Annotated in this window: 17 protein-coding genes and 1 riboswitch; of the genes, 12 read left to right on the top strand and 5 right to left on the bottom strand. The window is 54.0% G+C overall.

All coding sequences use genetic code 11. From position 1 onward, the window contains the following. Window positions 1-30 precede the first annotated feature (30 nt). From CEK60_RS20890 to CEK60_RS20880, 3 genes are all read left to right on the top strand, one after another. Window positions 31-1,416, top strand: coding sequence for an NAD(P)-dependent oxidoreductase (locus CEK60_RS20890; protein ID WP_269768682.1), 1,386 nt, complete (start codon window positions 31-33; stop codon window positions 1,414-1,416). After that, on the top strand, window positions 1,413-2,747 hold the full coding sequence (preA, locus tag CEK60_RS20885; protein ID WP_089040645.1) for an NAD-dependent dihydropyrimidine dehydrogenase subunit PreA: 1,335 nt from the start codon (window positions 1,413-1,415) through the stop codon (window positions 2,745-2,747). The genes CEK60_RS20890 and preA overlap by 4 nt, the downstream gene beginning before the upstream one ends. Before the next feature lie 194 nt (window positions 2,748-2,941). Then, window positions 2,942-3,826, top strand: a complete 885-nt coding sequence (locus tag CEK60_RS20880) for an ABC transporter substrate-binding protein (protein ID WP_089040644.1) — start codon at window positions 2,942-2,944, stop codon at window positions 3,824-3,826. Here CEK60_RS20880 and CEK60_RS20875 read toward each other — a convergent pair. Next, window positions 3,823-6,879: an efflux RND transporter permease subunit gene (locus CEK60_RS20875; RefSeq protein WP_089040643.1), complete on the bottom strand. Its 3,057-nt coding sequence runs from the start codon at window positions 6,877-6,879 to the stop codon at window positions 3,823-3,825. The two genes, CEK60_RS20880 and CEK60_RS20875, sit on opposite strands and share 4 nt — an antisense overlap. Window position 6,880: 1 nt before the next feature. Continuing rightward, window positions 6,881-7,978 carry an efflux RND transporter periplasmic adaptor subunit gene (locus tag CEK60_RS20870; RefSeq protein WP_089040642.1) on the bottom strand — a complete coding sequence of 366 codons (1,098 nt, stop codon included), beginning with the start codon at window positions 7,976-7,978 and terminating at the stop codon, window positions 6,881-6,883. A 149-nt stretch (window positions 7,979-8,127) separates the two neighbouring features. Between CEK60_RS20870 and CEK60_RS20865 the strand changes: the two genes are divergently transcribed. The 4 genes from CEK60_RS20865 to CEK60_RS20850 all read left to right on the top strand — a co-directional run bounded on the left by CEK60_RS20865 (window position 8,128) and on the right by CEK60_RS20850 (window position 12,325). Beyond that, the gene (locus CEK60_RS20865; RefSeq protein WP_089040641.1) at window positions 8,128-8,748 is read left to right on the top strand and encodes a TetR family transcriptional regulator; all 621 of its coding nucleotides are present in this window, start codon (window positions 8,128-8,130) and stop codon (window positions 8,746-8,748) included. Between the two features lie 234 nt (window positions 8,749-8,982). After that, complete coding sequence (gene codB, locus CEK60_RS20860) at window positions 8,983-10,248, top strand: cytosine permease (RefSeq protein WP_089040640.1); 1,266 nt, start codon at window positions 8,983-8,985, stop codon at window positions 10,246-10,248. Between the two features lie 16 nt (window positions 10,249-10,264). Further along, window positions 10,265-11,521, top strand: a complete 1,257-nt coding sequence (gene codA / locus CEK60_RS20855) for a cytosine deaminase (RefSeq protein WP_089040639.1) — start codon at window positions 10,265-10,267, stop codon at window positions 11,519-11,521. Between the two features lie 32 nt (window positions 11,522-11,553). Then, a riboswitch (FMN riboswitch) is annotated at window positions 11,554-11,722 on the top strand. Window positions 11,723-11,827: 105 nt separating this feature from the next. Next, window positions 11,828-12,325 (top strand): 6,7-dimethyl-8-ribityllumazine synthase, encoded by a 498-nt coding sequence (locus CEK60_RS20850; RefSeq protein WP_089040638.1) that lies wholly within the window; start codon window positions 11,828-11,830, stop codon window positions 12,323-12,325. Between the two features lie 98 nt (window positions 12,326-12,423). Here the strand turns inward: CEK60_RS20850 and CEK60_RS20845 are convergent, their stop codons facing one another. Next, the gene (locus CEK60_RS20845) at window positions 12,424-12,873 is read right to left on the bottom strand and encodes a GNAT family N-acetyltransferase (RefSeq protein WP_089040637.1); all 450 of its coding nucleotides are present in this window, start codon (window positions 12,871-12,873) and stop codon (window positions 12,424-12,426) included. A gap of 92 nt (window positions 12,874-12,965) precedes the next feature. Between CEK60_RS20845 and pdxR the strand changes: the two genes are divergently transcribed. Next, window positions 12,966-14,444, top strand: coding sequence for a MocR-like pyridoxine biosynthesis transcription factor PdxR (pdxR, locus tag CEK60_RS20840; RefSeq protein WP_089040636.1), 1,479 nt, complete (start codon window positions 12,966-12,968; stop codon window positions 14,442-14,444). A gap of 161 nt (window positions 14,445-14,605) precedes the next feature. Here the strand turns inward: pdxR and CEK60_RS20835 are convergent, their stop codons facing one another. After that, a complete protein-coding gene (locus tag CEK60_RS20835) occupies window positions 14,606-15,157 on the bottom strand; it encodes a fasciclin domain-containing protein (RefSeq protein ID WP_089040635.1) in 552 nt (183 codons plus the stop codon). A 185-nt stretch (window positions 15,158-15,342) separates the two neighbouring features. Here CEK60_RS20835 and CEK60_RS20830 point away from each other — a divergent pair, with 185 nt between their 5' ends. The 4 genes from CEK60_RS20830 (at window position 15,343) to pcsA (ending at window position 18,112) form a co-directional block, all read left to right on the top strand. Then, entirely contained in the window at window positions 15,343-15,906 is a 564-nt protein-coding gene (locus CEK60_RS20830; RefSeq protein ID WP_038478628.1) for a sigma-70 family RNA polymerase sigma factor, read from the top strand. Then, window positions 15,885-16,595, top strand: a complete 711-nt coding sequence (locus tag CEK60_RS20825; protein ID WP_089040634.1) for an anti-sigma factor — start codon at window positions 15,885-15,887, stop codon at window positions 16,593-16,595. Before CEK60_RS20830 ends, CEK60_RS20825 begins: the two co-directional genes overlap by 22 nt. Before the next feature lie 28 nt (window positions 16,596-16,623). After that, window positions 16,624-17,229: a DNA-3-methyladenine glycosylase I gene (locus CEK60_RS20820; protein WP_089040633.1), complete on the top strand. Its 606-nt coding sequence runs from the start codon at window positions 16,624-16,626 to the stop codon at window positions 17,227-17,229. Between the two features lie 202 nt (window positions 17,230-17,431). Next, window positions 17,432-18,112: a phosphatidylcholine synthase gene (gene pcsA / locus CEK60_RS20815; RefSeq protein ID WP_443601937.1), complete on the top strand. Its 681-nt coding sequence runs from the start codon at window positions 17,432-17,434 to the stop codon at window positions 18,110-18,112. On the opposite strand, the gene CEK60_RS20810 is transcribed toward pcsA, so the two are convergent. Next, on the bottom strand, window positions 18,109-19,551 hold the full coding sequence (locus CEK60_RS20810) for an aminotransferase-like domain-containing protein (RefSeq protein WP_089040631.1): 1,443 nt from the start codon (window positions 19,549-19,551) through the stop codon (window positions 18,109-18,111). The two genes, pcsA and CEK60_RS20810, sit on opposite strands and share 4 nt — an antisense overlap. Between the last annotated feature and the right edge of the window lie 80 nt (window positions 19,552-19,631).

Raw genomic sequence — 19,631 nt, 5'->3', positions numbered from 1 at the left:
CTCAAGAAAAGAAAAAAGCCAACAGGAGAGATGACCGTGAACCATTCACTTGACCACCTGCCAAGCGCACAAGAGGTCGGCACCTACGACCCACCGACACTGGCAAGCAACTTTAGCGACCTCCATCCGCCGTTAACCCACCGCCAAGCAATGATCGAAAGCCAGCGCTGCTTGTACTGTTTCGACGCCCCCTGCGTTGAGGCGTGTCCATCGGATATTGATATCCCCAGTTTTATTCGCCAAATCAGCGAAAACAATATTAATGGCGCCGCAGAAACCATTCTGGAAGCCAACATTTTAGGTGGCAGTTGCGCCCGGGTGTGCCCCACTGAAATCCTCTGCGAGCGTAGCTGTGTGCGCAACCATGACGCAGAGTGCCAGCCTGTGTTAATTGGCCTGCTGCAACGCCACGCCACTGACCATATGCAGTTCGAAAGCCACCCGTTCAAGCGGGCGGCTAACAGCGGCCGCCATATCGCCGTGGTAGGCGCGGGGCCCGCCGGCCTTTCCTGTGCTCACCGCTTGGCGATGCTAGGCCATCAAGTGACCATTTTTGAGGCCGAACAAAAACCAGGCGGACTGAATGAGTACGGCATCGCCCGCTATAAGATGACCGATGACTTCGCCCGTAAAGAAGTGGAGTTTCTACTAGAAATAGGCGGCATTGAGCTTCAATACGGCCAGCGCCTCGGTGATAATTTGTCGCTTGCGACGCTGCACCAGCAGTTTGATAGCGTTTTCCTCGGTTTAGGTCTTGGTGCCAGCCGTGCTTTAGGGCTCACTGGGGATGATGCTCCCGGCTTAATGCCAGCCGTTGACTACATTAAAACCCTGCGCCAAACCAAAGACCTAGAGAGCTTACCTGTCGCCAAGCGCTGCATTGTGATCGGCGCAGGCAATACCGCCATTGATATGGCGACTCAAATGGCCCGGCTTGGTGCGACAGAGGTAACGCTGGTCTACCGCCGCGGCACAGAGGCGATGTCTGCTACCGATCATGAGCAAGAAATCGCCAAAGCTAACGGCGTACGCATGGTGACGTGGGCCCAGCCAGACGAAATTTTATTGGATGATCAAGGGCGCGTGGCGGGTATGCGTTTTGCCAAGACCCACGACCAGGCTGGTCAGTTAACACCCACTGGTGAAACATTCGACCTTGCCGCCGATGCCATCTTCAAGGCGATTGGCCAAGGCTTTGATAGCGCTAGCCTGACGGATGAAGCCGCCAGAGAGCTTGCCCGCGACGGCGAACGTATCCAAGTTGATGCATTCTTCCGCACCTCAATGCCCAATGTTTACGCGGGTGGCGACTGCGTCAACTCCGGCCAAGATCTCACCGTTCAAGCCGTTCAACACGGCAAACTGGCTGCCCATGCCATTCACCAAGCGCTTGCCGCCAATCAGGAGGCCGCATGAACACACTTCCTTTCACTCCACCGGGTAAGAAAAACAGCGGCGACAGCGTGGTGAACGGCATTGACCTGTCGGTGAACTTTGCGGGTATCAAAGCCCCGAACCCGTTCTGGCTAGCCTCTGCCCCGCCCACGGATAAAGCCTATAACGTAGTGCGCGCCTATGAAGCAGGCTGGGGCGGCGTCGTCTGGAAAACCCTTGGCGAAGAGCCACCTGCGGTGAATGTCTCTTCACGTTACTCTGCTCACTATGGCAAAAACCGCGAGGTGATCGGCTTCAATAATATCGAGCTCATTACCGATCGCTCGTTGGAGATCAATCTTCAAGAAATTACCCAGGTGAAAAAAGACTGGCCCGACCGAGCGCTGATTGTCTCCATCATGGTGCCTTGTAATGAAGAAGCCTGGGCGTATATTTTGCCACTCGTGGAAGCAACGGGCGCAGATGGTATCGAGCTCAACCTGGGTTGCCCTCACGGCATGCCGGAACGCGGCATGGGGGCAGCGGTCGGCCAAAATCCCGACCTGATCGAAAAAGTTGCCTACTGGTGTAAGAAGCACTACTCCAAACCGGTGATTGTAAAACTCACCCCCAACATTACCGATATCCGCGTGGGTGCCCAGGCCGCGCTACGGGGTGGCGCCGATGCGGTATCGCTGATCAACACCATCAACTCGATCACTAGTATCGACCTGGACAATATGGTCGCCAAACCCACGGTCGGCCATCAGAGTACCCACGGTGGCTACTGCGGCAGCGCCGTGAAGCCTATCGCGATGAATATGGTGGCAGAGATTGCCCGCGACCCGGCAACGCCAACGCTGCCGATTTCCGGTATCGGCGGTATTTCCACCTGGCGGGATGCGGCAGAATTTATCGCCCTGGGAGCAGGTAGCGTGCAGGTATGTACCGCTGCAATGCTCAACGGTTTTCGCATTGTAGAAGAGATGAAAGATGGCCTTTCACGCTGGATGGCAGAAAAAGGCTACGACTCTATTGAATCGTTCTCGCGCAAAGCCGTGCCCCAAACCACCGACTGGAAACACCTGGACATCAACTTTAAAACCATTGCCAAGATTGATCAGGACCTGTGCATTGAGTGCGGTCGCTGCTATATCGCTTGCGAGGATACCTCCCATCAGTCGATTGCCAAGCTCACCGAGCAAGATGGCGCACGCCGTTACGAGGTAATCGAAGACGAGTGCGTTGGCTGCAACTTATGCCAAATCACCTGTCCAGTGGAGAATTGCATCACCATGGTGCCTCAAGAAACCGGCAAACCATTCTTGGCCTGGGACAACGACCCTCGTAACCCTTTCCGTGTCGCCTCATGAACTTGTCTTATGAGCTTATCTCATAAACAACGCACCACGACCTAACCTTCGATAATGGCACCGCCCTCCTCTGTGAGGGCGGTCACGCTTTGCGCAACAGCTTGTTCCGCTATAAAAAGGCGACATAGCGTCTCTTCCCTTGAGACTATGAGAAACTATCGCATATAAAATACTTTCTCATAAAAGGAACTACGATGAAGCCTACCTCGTTCGCCACTACATCCGCCACTACACTCACTACTACATTCGCCACAGCTGTGCTGTTTTCAGTCGTTAGCGCAAGCGCCCATGCCGAGCAGCGCATCGCCACCTTCGACTTAGGCAGTCTAGATACGCTAGATGCACTGGGCTTAAGCGAACAAGTGGTTGGCGTCCCCAAGCAGAGCCTGCCCACCTACCTAGAGCAATACGCTAGCGACCGTTATAGCGATATTGGTGGCCTACGCTCACCGGACATGGAGGCCATTAGCGCTAGCGAACCTAGCCTGATTCTCTACACTGGCCGCCAGGGCGATTGGGAAGAAGAGCTTGGCGATATTGCACCGCTACTTAACACCAGTTTGCAAGGCGATAACTACCTCACAGCGTTTGACGACAACGTGCGTGAGCTCGCCAGCCAATTTGAGGCGGAAAGTGAAGCTGATGAGGCACTGGCAACGCTCCATACAGAGATTGACGCGCTACGCGAAGCACTCAGCACTGCCCCCAGGACACTGGTCGTCACTCACAACGGCGGCAACCTGATGCTTAACCAACATCCCGTCGTTCACGATGTACTAGGCGTGGAAGCGCTCAACATGCCGGAGAGTGTGACCTCAGAAACCCGTGGTGAACGCACCTTTACACCGCTTTCTGCTGATGCCATTGCCGACATCAAACCAGACGTTGTGCTGGTCATTGATCGCAGCGCCGCCATTGGCGATGAACCTGCGGATGCCGACCAACTGCGCCAAACACTAGCCGAGGCAGGTACTACCCCCCAGCTAGTGATGCTAACCCCAGCACTTTGGTACCTCTCCGGTGGCGGCCTACAAAGCTTAGCGCTACAAGTTGAAGAGGTCGCTGCGGCGCTGAATTAAGTGCTCGATGAATCCTCATGAATCTTGATCTGGTAAAGCACGCAATAGATCACCGGTAGCACGATAAGGGTGAGCAGCGTGGCAACACCAAGGCCACCAATCAGCGCGACCGCCATGCTGGCGAAGAATGCATCACTAATCAGCGGGATCAGCCCCAGCATGGTGGTTAGCGCAGCCATTGAAACGGGGCGCACGCGGCTAATGGCGGCGCGCACCACGGCGTGGTAGCGATCTTTGTGCAACGGCAGTTGCACATTGATCTCTTCTACCAGAACAATGGCATTCTTGATCACCATCCCGATCAAACTCAGCGTGCCCAGCAGCGCCATAAACGAGAAAGGCAACCCGGTTAGCAGTAACGCGGCCACTACGCCGACAATGGTCAACGGCACCAAAAACCAGATCGCCAGCGGCTGACGGAAGTTGTTAAACAACACCACCGTGATAATAAACATCATCACCAACCCAAGTGGCAACGATGCAAATAGGCCGCTCTGGGCTTCACCGGCGGTCTCAAATTCACCACCCCACTCAAGCCGATAACCGGGTGGCAATTCAAGCGCTTCTACTTGGGGTCGAACTTGAGCCAATACACTAGCCGCCGTCACTCCGCTTAGCGGGTCGGGTTCGCCATATACCGCCAGCATGCGCTCGCGGTCGCGGCGCATGATTAGTGGATCTGCTACCTGGGTCGTCACATCGCGCATCACTTGATCCGCAGTGATGTAGCGCCCCTGCTCGGCGCTCCATACGTTAAGCGACCCGACATTATCGATATCGTTGCGCTGCTCGGGTATCGCTCTGGCGACAATCGGAATCAGGTCGCTGCCGTCACGGTAGATGCCCACCTGACTACCACTCGTACTCAGCGCCAGTGTGGCCGCCAAATTCTCGCGCGTAACGCCCAGCCGTCGCGCTGTGTCTTCGGCAAAAATTGGCACCACGGCCTGAACACGGTTACGCCAGTTGGTGCGAACACTGACCATATTGGACGTATCACTAAACAGTGCCGCGACTTGATCACCTAGCTGGCGTAATACGGCGGGGTCGCTGCCGTAAAACCTGGCTTCGATCTTGGCTTTCGGGGCAGGGCCAACTTCCAGCGGGGCGATTTTATAGTCGATATCGCTGTGATCGCGCTCAAGTACCGCTTCGATATCCGCCATGCGCGCTTGCTGTATCGCTTTGTTATCGGTTTCAACAATTAGCTGTGAATAGCTGGCATAGCGGTCTTCCGGCGCATAGGTCAGGGTAAAGCGCTGGGCACCGCCGCCGACCACGGTGGTGAGATGGCGGACACCCTCCATCTCCATCACCACCTCTTCCAACTCTGCCACCCGCCGCTGGGTTTCCAGAATATCGGTGCCTTCCGGCGTGCGGTAATCAACAAAGAAGATGGGCGTATTCGAGGCAGGGAAAAAGGCATTTTTGACGGAACCAAAACCGACAACCGCACCTGCCAGTATGACCATCACCAGACCAAGTGTTAGCCAACGCAGCCGGATACCCGCCACAATCACGCGGCTAAACAAGCGGTACACCACCCCTTTGTAAGGATCTTCATCAGTGCTGCTAGGCGCCACATTGCGAAACAGCAGTTTGAAATAGAACGGCGTGAGCGTCAGCGCTGTCAGCCAACTTAGCAGCAGTGAATAGAGCAACACATAGAACAGCGAGCCGATAAATTCACCGGTGGTATCTGGCGACAACCCAATCGGTGCAAAGGCAGCAACTGCAATCAGCGTGGCTGCCAGCAGAGGCCATGCGTTTTGTCGAACCACCTGATGCGCTGACTCACGAATACTTTGGCCACGCTTTAGGCCCACCAGCATGCCTTCAGTGACCACAATGGCATTATCGACCAGCATCCCCAAGGCGATAATCAGTGCCCCCAGCGAGATTTTTTCCAATTGCAAACCGTGAATGCGCATCAGCATAAAGGTGCCAATAATGGTAATCAGCAGAATAAAGCCCATTAGTAGGCCGCTGCGCCAGCCCATAAACAGCATGAGCACCACAATGACGATGGCCACCGCCTGGATCAGACTGATTAAGAAACCGGATACCGCCTCATCCACCACGCTCGGCTGGTCATAGACCACGTTGAGCTCCATACCTAACGGGGTGCGTGCCTCCAGTTCGTCAAGCCGCTGTTCAAGTCGGGCACCTACTTCGACCACGTTGACGCCGCTTTCAAACGAGATGCCCAGGGAAATAGCCGGTCGCCCCATGTCGCGATAAAGCTGCTGTGGTTGCTCGGTCAAGCCACGGGAAACCTCTGCGATATCGCTCAGCCTTACCAGCTCGCCGTTACCTTCACTAACGATTAACGCGCGTAAATCCTCAATATCGGCGGAACTACCCGAAGGCGTTACTCGGAAACGCTGCCCCCCCTGCTTCAAGTGACCCGAGTCCACTACGGCATTTTGCGTATTCAGCAATTGCTGGAGTGAACTTAGCGGAATGTTCAGCGCACGTAGCCGCTCTCGGTCGACTTCAATGAAAATGCGCTCGTCTCTCACCCCCGCCAGCGACACCTTTTCAACGCCGTCGACCAAGGCGAGTTCACGCTTAAGAAACTCGGCCTGGCTTTTCAAATCGGGCATGGCATAGCCATCACCGGTCAGGTTAATCATCAAGCCGAACACATCGCCAAAGTCGTCGTTAACTCGTGACTGGCTGGCGCCTGGCGGCAGTGCGGCCTGCGCATCGCCAACTTTACGGCGTAATGAATCCCACAGCTGCTGAAGCTCATCGTTTTGCACCGTGCTTTGCAGCTCGATGGTAATTTGCGAAAACCCGTTTGAACTCACCGAGCTGATACGTTTAATCGCAGGCATTTCCTGAATGGCTTCTTCCAGTGTCGAGGTGACTTCCTGCTCCACTTCTTCTGGCGTAGCACCAGGATACTGGGTAGTGACTAGCGCATTGCGAATGGTAAATTCAGGAAACTCAAGCTGCCCCATGCCAGTGAAAGCAAGCGCCCCGCCGAAGAGCAGCACCACGGTCATTAAATAACTAGCGGCCCGGTGGCGTAAGAAGTAATCAACCATCTTATAGCCCCTGTTCCTTTTCCCACGGTGTTACACGCATATCAGCGCTGACACGATGGGCTCCCGCTGCCACCACACGATCATTCGCGGCTAGTTCGCCACTCACTTCTAACCCTTTAGAGGTTAAACGCCCCACCTCGACCGGCACCGCCTCTACACGGTTCGGTGCCTGAAAACGCCACACCACCGCCTGCTCCGAGTTCTCACCTTGATAGCTAATGGCGTCAGGCGGCAAATGCCAAACAAGACCTTCAGACGCGGGTAACAGTTGGCCTAAATCAAGCCGCACGGTGGCGCTCATGCCATCAAGCAGCGTGATATCGTCGGGCTGCGGTAGCCGAAGCGTTACCTCATAAGCCAAGCTTTGGGCGCTGGCCTGGGTGGTGTAAGACGCCAATTGCGCAAGGTAAGGTTTTTCGCTATTGCCAAACCGCACTTCAAAGGCCATCGCCGTTTCAAACGGGGTCACCTCGTCACTGTGGGGTATCTGCTGAACGATTTGCTGCGGTAAATGAAAGATCACATCAAGCTGCCCTGGCTGCTGAATCACCGCCACGGTTTCCTGCACCTGGACAATCTGCCGATTATCTACCGGCACCTGGGCAATCACACCATCGTAAGGTGCGCGCAGCTGGGTATTTTCCAGTTGCTCTTCGGCCTGTTCAAAGGTCGCCCGAGCGGCACGCAACTCCGCCTCTGATTCATCAAACCGTGCTTGGCTAATCGCTCCACGTTCTAGGGTATAGCGCATGCGTTCGTGAGTGGCCCGCGCTAGCTCTAACCGTGAACGGGCGCTATCCAATTCACTGCGCATATTACGATCATCAATACGCGCGATAAGGGTACCTTCCGTTACCCGCTGACCGGGACTCACGTTAATCTCTAACAGCTCACCCGCCATGCGAAACGATAGATTGCTGCGTGTAGTGGCCTCAACGCGCGCAGGAAATTGGCGCTGCAGCGCGGCACCAGACGCTTCTAATGTCACCAGCTTCACCGGCCGAGGAGGAGGTTCATTCTGGCTCTCGGCATAAGCGTCACCTGTTGCCAGCAGCAGGGCCAGCAGCGCTGGAAGCAATCGAATCACAGTGTTACGCACAGCGGACTCCTCGGTGGTGTTATCAATACGTAGTCATAAAAATTTCACTGACATTCATGAATGTCAGTGAATGTGTATACTAATCGCCTACTGGCGACTTTGCCATTCAGTAATGCCAATATAAGTGCACTTTTTTGTTAGGAGCCGCTATGTCACGCCGCAAAGCTGAGGCTGAACGCACCCGCGAGACCATTCTTGATGCTGCAGAAACTCAGTTTCTCGCTCAAGGGGTTTCGCGCACTACACTGGCCCATATTGCCGCAGCGGCTGGCGTTACCCGAGGCGCGATTTACTGGCATTTTGAGGATAAAGCGGCGGTATTCGATGCCCTGCTAGAGCGTGTTCGCGTGCCGCTCGATGAAATCGTCGATGATGCTGTGCTGCGACTGGGCCACACCCCCACCAAATGCCTGCAAGAGATTGCCCTGAGTGCTCTTGGCGCTATCTGCCATAACCTTCCGTTACAGCGCGCCGCCACCATCGTGCTGCATCGCTGCGAAAAGCTGGAAGATGATCATCCACGTATCAGCATGATCACTCGGCTTTCTGAGCATGCCGAAATGCAGGTTGAGCAGCTGTTTGAGAAAGCCCGGCAAGCCGGCCATCTGCGCGCTGATCTCACGCCCGCCAGCGCCCGGCGTCAGTACCATAGCTTTTTAATCGGCATTTGCTTTGATTGGCTACAAGATCCGCAGCAATTCTCATTAGCAGACGAGTACGAGAGTATGATCGAAACGTTAATGCGAGGGTTGTTGGAGAGGACGCTTTAAACGCCTTGGGGAGCTAAGCTTGGCACGCAGGTTGCTTATATAACAAGGGAGCCTCTGATTAATGTGATGAGCGCAGGCCAGACAAGGAAAAAATCAACGAAAAAGCGGAGTTTACGGGTTGTAAATGAGCATTTTGACCGGGCTCGCGCACGAGGCGATTTTTAACGCAGTATGGCCAAGCGCAATAGTTAATCAGAGGTTCCTAGGATAATAATACTCACCTGGAGTCTCCCCATGCACCACTCTGACTATCCGCTAAGTGAAGTCCCCACTAGCGCCCGTAAGGGCTTGCTCTCCACCTCCGTTGTGCTACTCGGCTTTACTTTTTTCACTGCCACCATGTGGGCCGGTGGTTCGCTTGGCCAGTCGTTCCCGATTGGCCAACTGCTCTGGATCATACTGGTGGGTAACTTGTTGCTGGGCGCATACGCGGCAGCTCTCGCTTACATTGCCTGTAAAAGCGGTCTTAACTCCGTGCTGATGGGACGCTTCTGCTTCGGTGAAAAAGGCAGCAAACTTTCCGATTTTATTCTCGGCTTTACCCAGATTGGTTGGTACGCCTGGGGCACCGCCACCATTGCCCTAGTGTTAGTACGCACCACAGGAATGCCTGAATGGCTGGAAATCCCCTTAATGGTGCTATTTGGGTTTGGTTTCTGCGTGACGGCCATGATTGGCTATAAAGGGATGGACTGGCTTTCGCGCTTTGCCGTCCCCGCCATGATGCTGTTTATCTTGATTAGCCTGTTCACCGGGCTGGTGGATGCTCACGGATTTGCCGGACTAAGCCAGCAAACGCCCACGGAAAGCATGAGCGTAGCGGCAGCGATTACCGTCATCATTGGCACCTTTATTAGCGGAGGCACCCAAGCGACTAACTGGAGCCGCTTCGCCAAGACGCCGAAAATTGCCGTGATCGCGACTCTGGCGGCTTTTTTTGTGGGCAACGGCTTAATGGTGCTGACTGGCGCACTGGGTACCATGATTTACCAGCAGGCGGATATCGTCGATGTATTGATCGCGCAGGGCTTTGTCACCATCGCGGTGCTGATGCTGTTTCTAAATATCTGGACCACCCAGGACAACACCATTTACAACTTTGCCGTAGCGGGCTGCAATTTGCTGCGCACCGAGAAACGCCGCTTAGTCACGGTGTGTGGCGCAGCGATTGGCACCGTACTGGCGGTAGGCGGTATGTATAATCTGCTGATTCCCTTTCTAGTACTGCTAGGCACCTTTATTCCTCCCATGGGCGGGGTGATCATGGCGGACTTCTGGCTCAAACATAAAGGCCGCTACCCTACTCTGGAATCCACTCAGCTACCCAATTTTAATCGCCGAGGGTTAGCCGCCTATGCATTAGGCGCTGGAGCCGCTTACCTCTCCCCGTTGCTCCCCCCATTGGTAGGTGTCGTGGTAGCGGCAGTTAGCTACGCTGTACTGCTTCGTTTAAACCACGCTACGCTAAGTGATACCTCCCCTTCGACTGCCAAACAATAAGTGAGCCACTAACTATATGAGCATGCAGATCATTAACGCCCGCCTACGCCAGCGCCCCGAGCTTTACCGGCTTGAGATTGAGAACGGTACGTTCACAGCAATTACCGCTCAAGACGCGCCACAAACGGCGGGGGATGGGCAAATTGATGCGGGCGGCAAGCTGCTTTGCGCGCCGTTCATTGAACCGCATATTCACTTGGACGCCGCGTTAACAGCGGGCGAGCCAAGCTGGAATCAAAGCGGCACGCTGTTTGAAGGCATCGAGCGTTGGGGTGAGCGTAAGCCCATGCTCACCGAAGCGGATATTCGCGAACGCGCGCTTAACACCCTGAATCTGTTGATAGGCAACGGCGTCCAGTTTGTGCGTACACACGCTGACACCAGCGACCCCAGTCTAATCGGCATTAAAACCCTATGCGCCTTGCGCGATGAATTGAAAGATAAAATCGATATCCAAGTGGTCGCTTTTCCGCAAGATGGCCTGCTTTCCTACCCCGGCGGCGACCGCCTGATGGAAGAGGCGCTGGAGATCGGTGCGGACGTTGTCGGCGGCATTCCCCACTTTGAGTACACCCGAGAACTAGGCGTCGCTTCCATGAAGCGGGTGATAGAGCTAGCGATCAAATATGACCGCTTGGTGGATGTGCACTGCGATGAGATAGACGACCCTAACTCGCGCTTTCTTGAGGTGCTGGCCTGCGAAGCGCTGTTTAACGATTTAGGCAGCCGCGTGACCGCTAGCCACACGACGGCGATGCACTCCTACGATAACGCCTACTGCTCTAAGCTGTTTCTGCTGCTCAAACGTTCGGGCATCAACTTTGTCTCCTGCCCCACCGAAAGCATTCACCTGCAGGGACGCTTTGATAGTTACCCAAAACGTCGTGGTGTTACCCGCGTAAAAGAACTAAACGCCGCGGGCATTAATGTCTGCTTTGCCGAGGATTCGATCTTCGACCCCTGGTACTCGCTGGGTAACGGTAAGCTGTTGCGGACGCTCGATTTTGGCTTGCATATCTGCCAAATGATGGGCTATCAGGATTTCAGCCAGGCGCTGTCGCTTATCACTGACAACAGCGCACGCACACTCAATATTGAAGCGCGTTACGGTATCGAGGTCGGCAAACCCGCCAGCTTCAACCTGCTGGAGGGCGAGGATGACTACAGCGTGCTGCGTACTCAGGGCGAGGTGCTACTTTCCGTTCGCCACGGTGAGATCATTATGCAGCGCGACCCCGCAAAGATTACGACACCCCCGTGGCTTGGTATTTAGAAAAAGCGTAATATAGCCGGGCTGATAATCAGCAAAGTTCTCAGGGCGGGGTGAAAGTCCCCACCGGCGGTGATGATGGCTGAATAAATTTTTGTCATCTAAGCCCGCGAGCGCTCAAGACGGTTTTTTTATTTCTTGAGGTCAGCAGATTCGGTGAGAAGCCGAAGCCGACGGTGATAGTCCGGATGAAAGAGAACGGTACCTTAGACACGCAACTTAAAAAGTGGCTTCAGCCACCTTTTTCGGTTGCCTGACGACCGGTCCCGCGTGCCCTGATTCTGGTACAACTTATCCAAGAGAATGACCATGAATCAGACATTTCCGCTAACGCTTTCAACACACACCACGGCCCAGCGCATTGCGTTTATTCAAGGCCACTGGCATCACGACATTGTCGAGAAGGCCTATGAAGCATTTATCACTGAAGTAGAACGCTGCGGTCTTAACGCCGAACAAGTGGACATCTTCACCGTATCAGGTGCTTACGAAATCCCCCTCCAGGCAAAGGTACTCGCCGAAAGTGGCCGCTACGGCGCCATTGTCGGGGCAGGCTTTGTGGTAGACGGCGGCATTTATCGCCACGACTTTGTCGCCCATGCGGTCATTGATGGCTTAATGCGCGTGCAGTTAGATACGCAAGTACCGATTATCTCGGTCGTCCTAACACCACACCACTTCCATGAGCACAGCACTCACCACGACTTCTACACCCAGCACTTTGTTACCAAAGGGCAAGAAGCCGCCCAGGCGTGTCTGAATACGATGGAAAACCTGCATCGAGCGCGCAAGCTAAGCAACGCATAAACCTGTATTGCGCTTAAAAAGCTGTGTTGTAAGTCACTGTCGTCTGAGCCCGGCTGAACGCCGGGCTTGAAATGGCTGCTTATTAGCCATCATTTTCGTTATTTGATATCCAGCAGATAACCGTAAAACGCCGTGTTGCGCTGCCAGTCCAAGGACTCATAAAGGTGCTGGGCGCGCTCGTTCTCTACCTGAGTCATAAGGATTAAGCGCGCGACACCATGCTCGCGAGCCAGTTGGGTGGCGGCTTCCATCAACGCCCTTCCCGTGCCCTTATCGCGACACTCCGGCAACACAAAAAGATCATTTAGCGTCCAACGCGCATTCAAGCCCACCGTGGAAACCCCAGGATAAAGCTGCACGAAACCAGTGAGGTTAGCGTCGCTATTTTCACTCACTAAAATGCGCGAATCCGCCAGCCCAAAGCGCTGACGCAAGAAATCCCGCGCCGCACCGAGATCACTCGGCTGATTATAGAACTGTCGATAGCCGTCGAGTAATCCACTAAGTGCCTCTAAGTCAGACAGTACCGCTGAACGAATATTAACCATGGCAACTACTCCATTAAGATGGTGAACAAACTCAGCTTGCCGCTATAGTGGTCTATAACAAAGAGCCACTTATCGCTAAATTGAGGGAACCAGTGAAACGACGTAACGCTGCTAGCGATTGGATTACGGAGGCGCTAGCGATAAGGCTAGCAGCGGATGAAGCAGCCACGCTTGTTCAACAGCTCTACCGTTCGCTTAAGGATTGGATTCAACATGGCGAATTGACGGCAGGCGATGCACTTCCCTCTTCTCGCTATTTATCCACCGCTTTAGGTATTAGCCGCAATACGGTGCTGGCCGCTATGGACCGGCTACTGGCGGAAGGATTGCTGATCGCTCGCCAGGGAGCGGGGCTCTATGTGGCACAACTACCCACACGATTAAACAGAACCGAACTTCCCTCCCCTGTGCCTGTTCGCTATTCAAACCGGGGCAACACACTACTAACGCTAAGCGGCGCGTTAAGCCACGGCCATCGAGCATTTGCCCCTGGCGTTCCGGCACTCGATCTGTTTCCCCGCGAGCTATGGCAACGCCTTTTGCGACGTCACTATTATCACGCAGAAATGTCATGGATGGATTATCAAACCAACGGTGGGCTGCCTGAACTTAAAGCAGCCCTTTGTGACTATCTACGCCTCTCCCGCGCGGTGCGCTGTCAACCAGAGCAGATCGTGATTACCCAAGGAGCTCAGCAGGCATTTGAGCTGACTACCCAACTGCTCACCGATAGCGGCGATTCGGTTTGGATGGAAGAGCCTGGTTACCGCGGAGCGCAAGCATGTTTCCTAGCCTCGGGCTTAACGACAACGCTCATACCCGTAGATAAAGAAGGACTAAACCCTTCACTAGCGCCTGCAGGCGCCCCCTCCCCCCGGCTAATCTATGTAACACCTTCTCACCAATACCCCAGTGGCGTTACCATGCCAATACCACGCCGACTAGCATTGTTAGAGTATGCTTCTCATGCTGGCAGCTGGATCATCGAAGATGATTACGACAGTGAATTTCGGTACGACACGCCGCCTACTCCCTCTCTACAAGGCCTCGCCGAACAGACGCCGGTGATTTATGTGGGCACCTTCAGTAAAGTGCTTTACCCCGGTTTGCGTTTAGGCTATTTGGTATTGCCTGATAGGCTTGCCGAAGACTTTAAGCGCGCCCATACGCGGCTGCACCGCGAGGGTAACTACCCCATACAATCAGCGCTTGCTGAACTTATTGCCAACGGCCACTTTACTCGCCACATCGCTCGCATGCGGGCTGCTTATTGCCAACGCCAAGCCTGCCTGCGCACTGCGTTAGCGCCTGCGGTGGCCGCAGGGCTTCAGCTTTCTGACGGCCATGCAGGCATGCACCTTCTGGCTGAGCTCGATAATTTTGAAACAGAAGAGATACTGGTAAGGCGTGCTAATGAAGCGGGTATTACGCTTTCTCCTCTTTCCCGCTATTACCTTGGTGAGAATAAGCGACCTGGTTTAGTGCTCGGCTATGCAGGTTCAACGGAAAGCGAACTTATCAACGCAGGTGCTTGGCTTAGCAACGCATGGTTAAACTTACGCCAGGGGTAATATCTATTCGCTAAGGGCGTTCAGCGGCCGCGCTGTCATTGGTTGGCAGCGAGAGGAAGCTGTCAGTCGTCAAATATTAAAACTACCGCTGCCTTAAGACTCAAGGCAGCGGGACAGTCACTTGGCGAATGAGTGTTCATTAGTCGCCAGCATCCGATCGATTAAGGCATTAATACACGATCAACCACGTGAATAACGCCGTTAGCTTGGGCAACATCAATCACCGTTATATTGGCACTATTGCCCTGCGCATCCATCACCATCAGGTTATTACCGTTACGAATAACGGAAAGATGCCCGCCTTGTACGGTTTTAAAAGCCACGGTGCCGTCGTTCTCCATAACCTCTTCCCACAACGCGTCCCGCGTCAGGTTGCCTGGCACCACGTGATAAGTCAGAACGGTCTGCAACTGCTCAAGGTTCTCAGGCTGTAGCAACGTATCAACGGTGCCGTCGGGCAAGTCCGCAAAGGCTTCATCCGTGGGTGCAAAGACGGTAAAAGGGCCATCACCTTGTAACACATCCACTAGCTCAGCTGCCTGCACTGCAGCCACCAGCGTTTCGTGGTCACCTGAGTTAACGGCATTTTCGATAATATTACGCTCGGGAAGCATGCTGGCTCCGCCCACCATGGTAGGGCCATGATCAGCAACGGCAGCACTAGCATAAAGAGCAGCGGCACAAAGGCTAGCAGTAAGAAGTTTGAGTTTCATTGGGGCATCTCCTACTTGTGATTAAAATGGCTCAACAATGCAAGCTCATTAACACTTACGTGGCTAATGCCCAGGTGGATGCAAACTTTTCAGAATTTTTTATCGGCCACTAATATGAAGTCTATTGCCTTCAACGCCACGCTACCCAAGACTGATAGTTCGGTTTAATGCGCAGAGATGCCTGAATGCAAGATGCCACGCAACGCCAACAGTACCTTATTGATCAGCTCAGTGGCTGCGCCCAAGGCGACCGCCAAGCATTTGCGCGCCTTTATCGTGCCACTAGTGCGCATCTATATGCCCAACTGCTGCGTATAGTAAGAGAGGAAAGCGCTGCCCAGGATTGCCTGCAGCATGTCTTTATCAACATATGGCGCGTTGCCAATCAGTACGATGCCACTCGTGCTAAACCTATGACCTGGCTTTCAACACTTGCCCGCAATACTGGCATCGACTGGCTACGCCGCCAGAAGCCGCAGGATGCAACCACCGACGAACCTATATTAGCAACGCTGTTAGGTACCGAAGACCCTGAAGGTGACAGCATAAGCGGCCAGAAAAAAGACAGACTTAATGATTGTCTGGACACACTAAGCCTTCATCAGCGTCAGTTAATGGAGATGGCTTATTTTCAGGGGTTAACGCATAGCGAGCTTGCTCACTCTTTGTCCCAACCGCTGGGCAGCGTTAAAAGCTGGATTCGTCGTGGGCTTGAGAGGTTAAAAACATGTCTAACCAATGGGATTTAACCAACCCCGATGAACGCCACCTAGCGGCTGGTGAGTATGTACTCGGCGTATTGGATAAAGAACAGAAAACACACTTTGAAGCGCTGCTGGCCGTCAGCCATGATCTACAAAATGATGTGGATAGTTGGCGAGAGCACTTGCAGTTATTCAACGAGCAACTTGATCCTAGAACACCTCCCAAAGAAGTTTGGCAGCGTATTACCCAAGCAACCGGGGCATTTCCCCCTCCCTGGTGGCAACGCTTAGGCGTATGGCAAACAATCGCTGCCGGATTTGGGGCAGTCGCAATAGTTTTTGGTACTCTTTGGCAGCAGGCTGAACTGTCTACATTGCCTCAGGGCGAGGCGGTCTTTGTGGTTCAGGATGAATCGCGCACGCCGGGCTGGATCATTAGCGCGACCACTGGGGGCGAACTGATCGTGCAAGCCGTTCAACCTACTCAAGTCAGCAGCAATCAGACTGGGGAACTGTGGTTAATCGCCGAAGGCACCCCAATCTCGTTAGGTTTACTACCTGAGCAAGGTAACCTACGGCTACACCCTAGCGCGGAGCTACGTGCGCAACTATTCAATGCCGACCTCGCCGTCAGTATAGAACCACAAGGGGGGGCACCTGACGGTCAACCCACAGGCCCCATCATCGATCACGGGCGTTTGATACCTATGCGCGGTAACACACTCAACTTATGACGTTTGGGATATTGCTAAGGAGCGCCCAATGCCTGACTTTATTGCCCCAGATAATCTTCCACGCTGCCAGTGGTGTGGCGGTGCCGCCGAATTTCTGCCCTACCATGACAACGAGTGGGGGTTTCCGGTGGTTGACAACCAGCGGCTATTCGAAAAGCTCTGCCTGGAAAGTTTTCAGTCGGGCTTAAGTTGGCGCACCATTCTCAACAAACGCGAGAACTTTCGCGCTGCCTTCCATCACTTTGACTTCCATCACGTTGCCCGCTTTGGCGAAGAGGATGTGCAGCGCTTGCTGCAGGACGCAGGCATTATTCGCCATCGTGGCAAAATCGAGGCGGTGATTAATAATGCCCAACGGGCGCTGGAGATGGTCAAGCAGGAAGGTTCACTGGCCACATATTTCTGGCGTTTCGAGCCAACTCTCGACTCACTTGCCGCACCACAAACTCAGACCACCTCGCCTGAATCCATCGCACTTGCTAAAGATTTGAAAAAACGCGGCTGGAAATTCGTTGGTCCAACCACTGCGTTTGCGTTTATGCAGGCGATGGGGCTACTCAATGATCACTCGCCAACGTGCATCACTCGAGAGCACGTCGAACAGGCAAGGCAGCAATTTCAACGACCAAAATAGCCACAGAGGCACAAGACACGATACTTTTTGCACAAACGTGCCATACCCAGATAGCTGGCCTACGTATTCGCTGGGTGCCGTCTTGTAGTAGGGTATGGTTTTTACACACTCATCTATACACCGAACAGCAAGGGGACATCACGTTCCCAATGGGGTCAACGTGGTCCAAACGCTCTCTTCGCACACAGAATCCCGCGCTTCGATATGGAAAGCTTGGAGCGTGCATATATTCACGGCCAGCGGCGTACTGCTCGGCACAATGGCGCTGCTCTCGCTGATCGACAACAATCCAGTCGCCTGCTTACTATGGCTTGGCGCAGCGATGATGGTCGATGGTTTCGATGGCACTCTGGCACGCAAGTATGAAGTAAAAACCATCCTGCCCCACTTCGATGGCTCGACGCTTGATATGGTCATCGATTACCTAACCTGGGCATTTATTCCCGCTCTGTTTATTTACTTCTTTATCGAGTTACCGCCCAATTTCGAATTGCTGTCAGTGTTTATCATTCTGCTGTCATCGATGTTCTGTTTCTGCAACACTAATATGAAAAGCCAGGATAATTATTTCGTTGGCTTTCCTGCTGCCTGGAACATTGCTGCGGCCTATTTTTATATTCTCGATTTACCGCCCTTCATCACCTTCGCATCTATCGTTTTTCTCGCCATTCTTACCGTGACCAAGATGAAGTTCCTGCATCCGTTTCGTGTTCGTCAGTTCATGCCACTCAATATCGCCGTCACGCTATTATGGTGCGCATGTACAACGTCACTGGTGCTCTCCAGCCCCGTGCACGCCGCCTGGGCCCTATGGGGGTGGGGCATTGCATCCGTTTACTTCATCGGCATGTGCGTATGGCGTACCGCTCAAGAGGCGTTTTAGCTTAGCGATACCTCATACCGCTGTGCCTCCCCCACCATCTCGGTGGCGAGTTCTCCCACGGTGCGCACGGCATCTTCAATGGCCGGTGTTAGCGTAAATGCGTAGTTAAGTCGCAAGCACTGGCGAAACTTGCCCGAGGCTGAAAATAGCGAGCCAGGAGCCACATGGATGGCGCGCTTGGCTAAGCGTTCATTAAGACGTACGCAGTCCACGGCGGCAGGTAACTCCACCCATAGCAAAAAACTGCCTTGTGGATAGCTGATGCCCGCGCCTTCTGGAAAATAGCGCTGCACCCAGTTGATCATGATGTCCCGTTGGCGCTGATATTGGCGGGTAACATAGCGAAGGTGACGCTCGTAGTGGCCTTTGGCGACAAACTCCGCCACCGCCAACTGCGGCAATGTGGCCGAGGCACCGGTAGAGACATACTTCATATGCAGTGCCTTATCTCGATAACACCCCGGCGCCAGCCAACCCACTCGTAGCCCTGGCCCAACCGTTTTCGAAAAGCCACTGCACAACAGCACCCGCCCATCGTCATCGAAAGACTTCACCGTCACCGGCCTTGGGTGGGCATAGGCGAGATCACCGTAGATATCGTCTTCAATGATGGCCACGTCGAAGCGTTGGGCGAGTTGAAACAGCGCCTGTTTGCGCGCCTCACTCATGGTGTAGCCCAGCGGATTGTTATATGTAGGAGTGACCTGGATGGCACGGATCGGCCACTGCTCCAACGCCATCTCCAATGCTTCCAAACTGATACCGGTTTGCGGATCAGTGGGGATCTCCAACGCTTTTAGACCATTGGCTTTTAGGATCTGCATGGTGCCGTAAAAGCTGGGCGAGTCCACGGCCACCACGTCGCCAGGCTGAGTGAGGGTGCGCAGCGCTATCGACAATGCTTCCTGGCAACCGGTGGTGATCATGATGTCATCCGGGTGCAGCAAACAGCCGGAGGCAATGGCCAAGCGCGCTACCTGCTGACGCAGCTCGGGGCTACCATTCAGCTTGTCGTAGTTAAAGCCATTCAGATCGCTCTTACGGTGCAGTCCCGCCAATATTTTCGACAGCGGCTTAAGCGTTTCATAAGCCAGGTTCGGCACACCGCGCCCAAGCAGCAGCCGACTATCGTCACGCTCGGTAGCGACCAGCTCTAATACTTGATCCCATTGGGAGACATCCAGCGGGCACTGTGCAGGACGAGAGACAGAAGGCAGCACCGCAGGCACCCGGCTTGGAAGTACAAAGTAGCCCGATTTCGGTCGTGATTCGATCAGCGACACATCCATCAACTGCCTGTAAGCCTCCTGAGCAGTCGAGATACTGACATCAAGCTCCTGACATACCGCTCGAATAGAAGGCAGGCGATCACCCACGCGGTAAATACCGTGCTCAATTCGCTCCCGCAAAATACAAGCGACCTCTTCGTAGCGCGTCATAACTCCAGCCCTCTATCTTTGAAACGCTTTTAAAATCGCTCTTCAAGACGTTCTTGAAGACGTTTTAAAAACAATACAGA

It is taken from the genome of Halomonas sp. N3-2A (assembly GCF_002216165.1).
Classification (GTDB): Bacteria; Pseudomonadota; Gammaproteobacteria; order Pseudomonadales; family Halomonadaceae; genus Vreelandella.
This window is presented reverse-complemented; position numbering and strand designations above follow the sequence as displayed.

Bases quoted from the DNA above. Each gene is read 5' to 3' on its own strand.
- CEK60_RS20810 (WP_089040631.1), bottom strand. From the start codon at position 19,551: ATGACGCGCTACGAAGAGGTCGCTTGTATTTTGCGGGAGCGAATTGAG.
- preA (WP_089040645.1), top strand. From the start codon at position 1,413: ATGAACACACTTCCTTTCACTCCACCGGGTAAGAAAAACAGCGGCGAC.
- CEK60_RS20825 (WP_089040634.1), top strand. From the start codon at position 15,885: ATGTCTAACCAATGGGATTTAACCAACCCCGATGAACGCCACCTAGCG.
- codB (WP_089040640.1), top strand. From the start codon at position 8,983: ATGCACCACTCTGACTATCCGCTAAGTGAAGTCCCCACTAGCGCCCGT.
- CEK60_RS20845 (WP_089040637.1), bottom strand. From the start codon at position 12,873: ATGGTTAATATTCGTTCAGCGGTACTGTCTGACTTAGAGGCACTTAGT.
- CEK60_RS20830 (WP_038478628.1), top strand. From the start codon at position 15,343: ATGCAAGATGCCACGCAACGCCAACAGTACCTTATTGATCAGCTCAGT.
- CEK60_RS20880 (WP_089040644.1), top strand. From the start codon at position 2,942: ATGAAGCCTACCTCGTTCGCCACTACATCCGCCACTACACTCACTACT.
- CEK60_RS20850 (WP_089040638.1), top strand. From the start codon at position 11,828: ATGAATCAGACATTTCCGCTAACGCTTTCAACACACACCACGGCCCAG.
- CEK60_RS20875 (WP_089040643.1), bottom strand. From the start codon at position 6,879: ATGGTTGATTACTTCTTACGCCACCGGGCCGCTAGTTATTTAATGACC.
- CEK60_RS20890 (WP_269768682.1), top strand. From the start codon at position 31: ATGACCGTGAACCATTCACTTGACCACCTGCCAAGCGCACAAGAGGTC.
- CEK60_RS20865 (WP_089040641.1), top strand. From the start codon at position 8,128: ATGTCACGCCGCAAAGCTGAGGCTGAACGCACCCGCGAGACCATTCTT.
- codA (WP_089040639.1), top strand. From the start codon at position 10,265: ATGAGCATGCAGATCATTAACGCCCGCCTACGCCAGCGCCCCGAGCTT.
- CEK60_RS20835 (WP_089040635.1), bottom strand. From the start codon at position 15,157: ATGAAACTCAAACTTCTTACTGCTAGCCTTTGTGCCGCTGCTCTTTAT.
- CEK60_RS20820 (WP_089040633.1), top strand. From the start codon at position 16,624: ATGCCTGACTTTATTGCCCCAGATAATCTTCCACGCTGCCAGTGGTGT.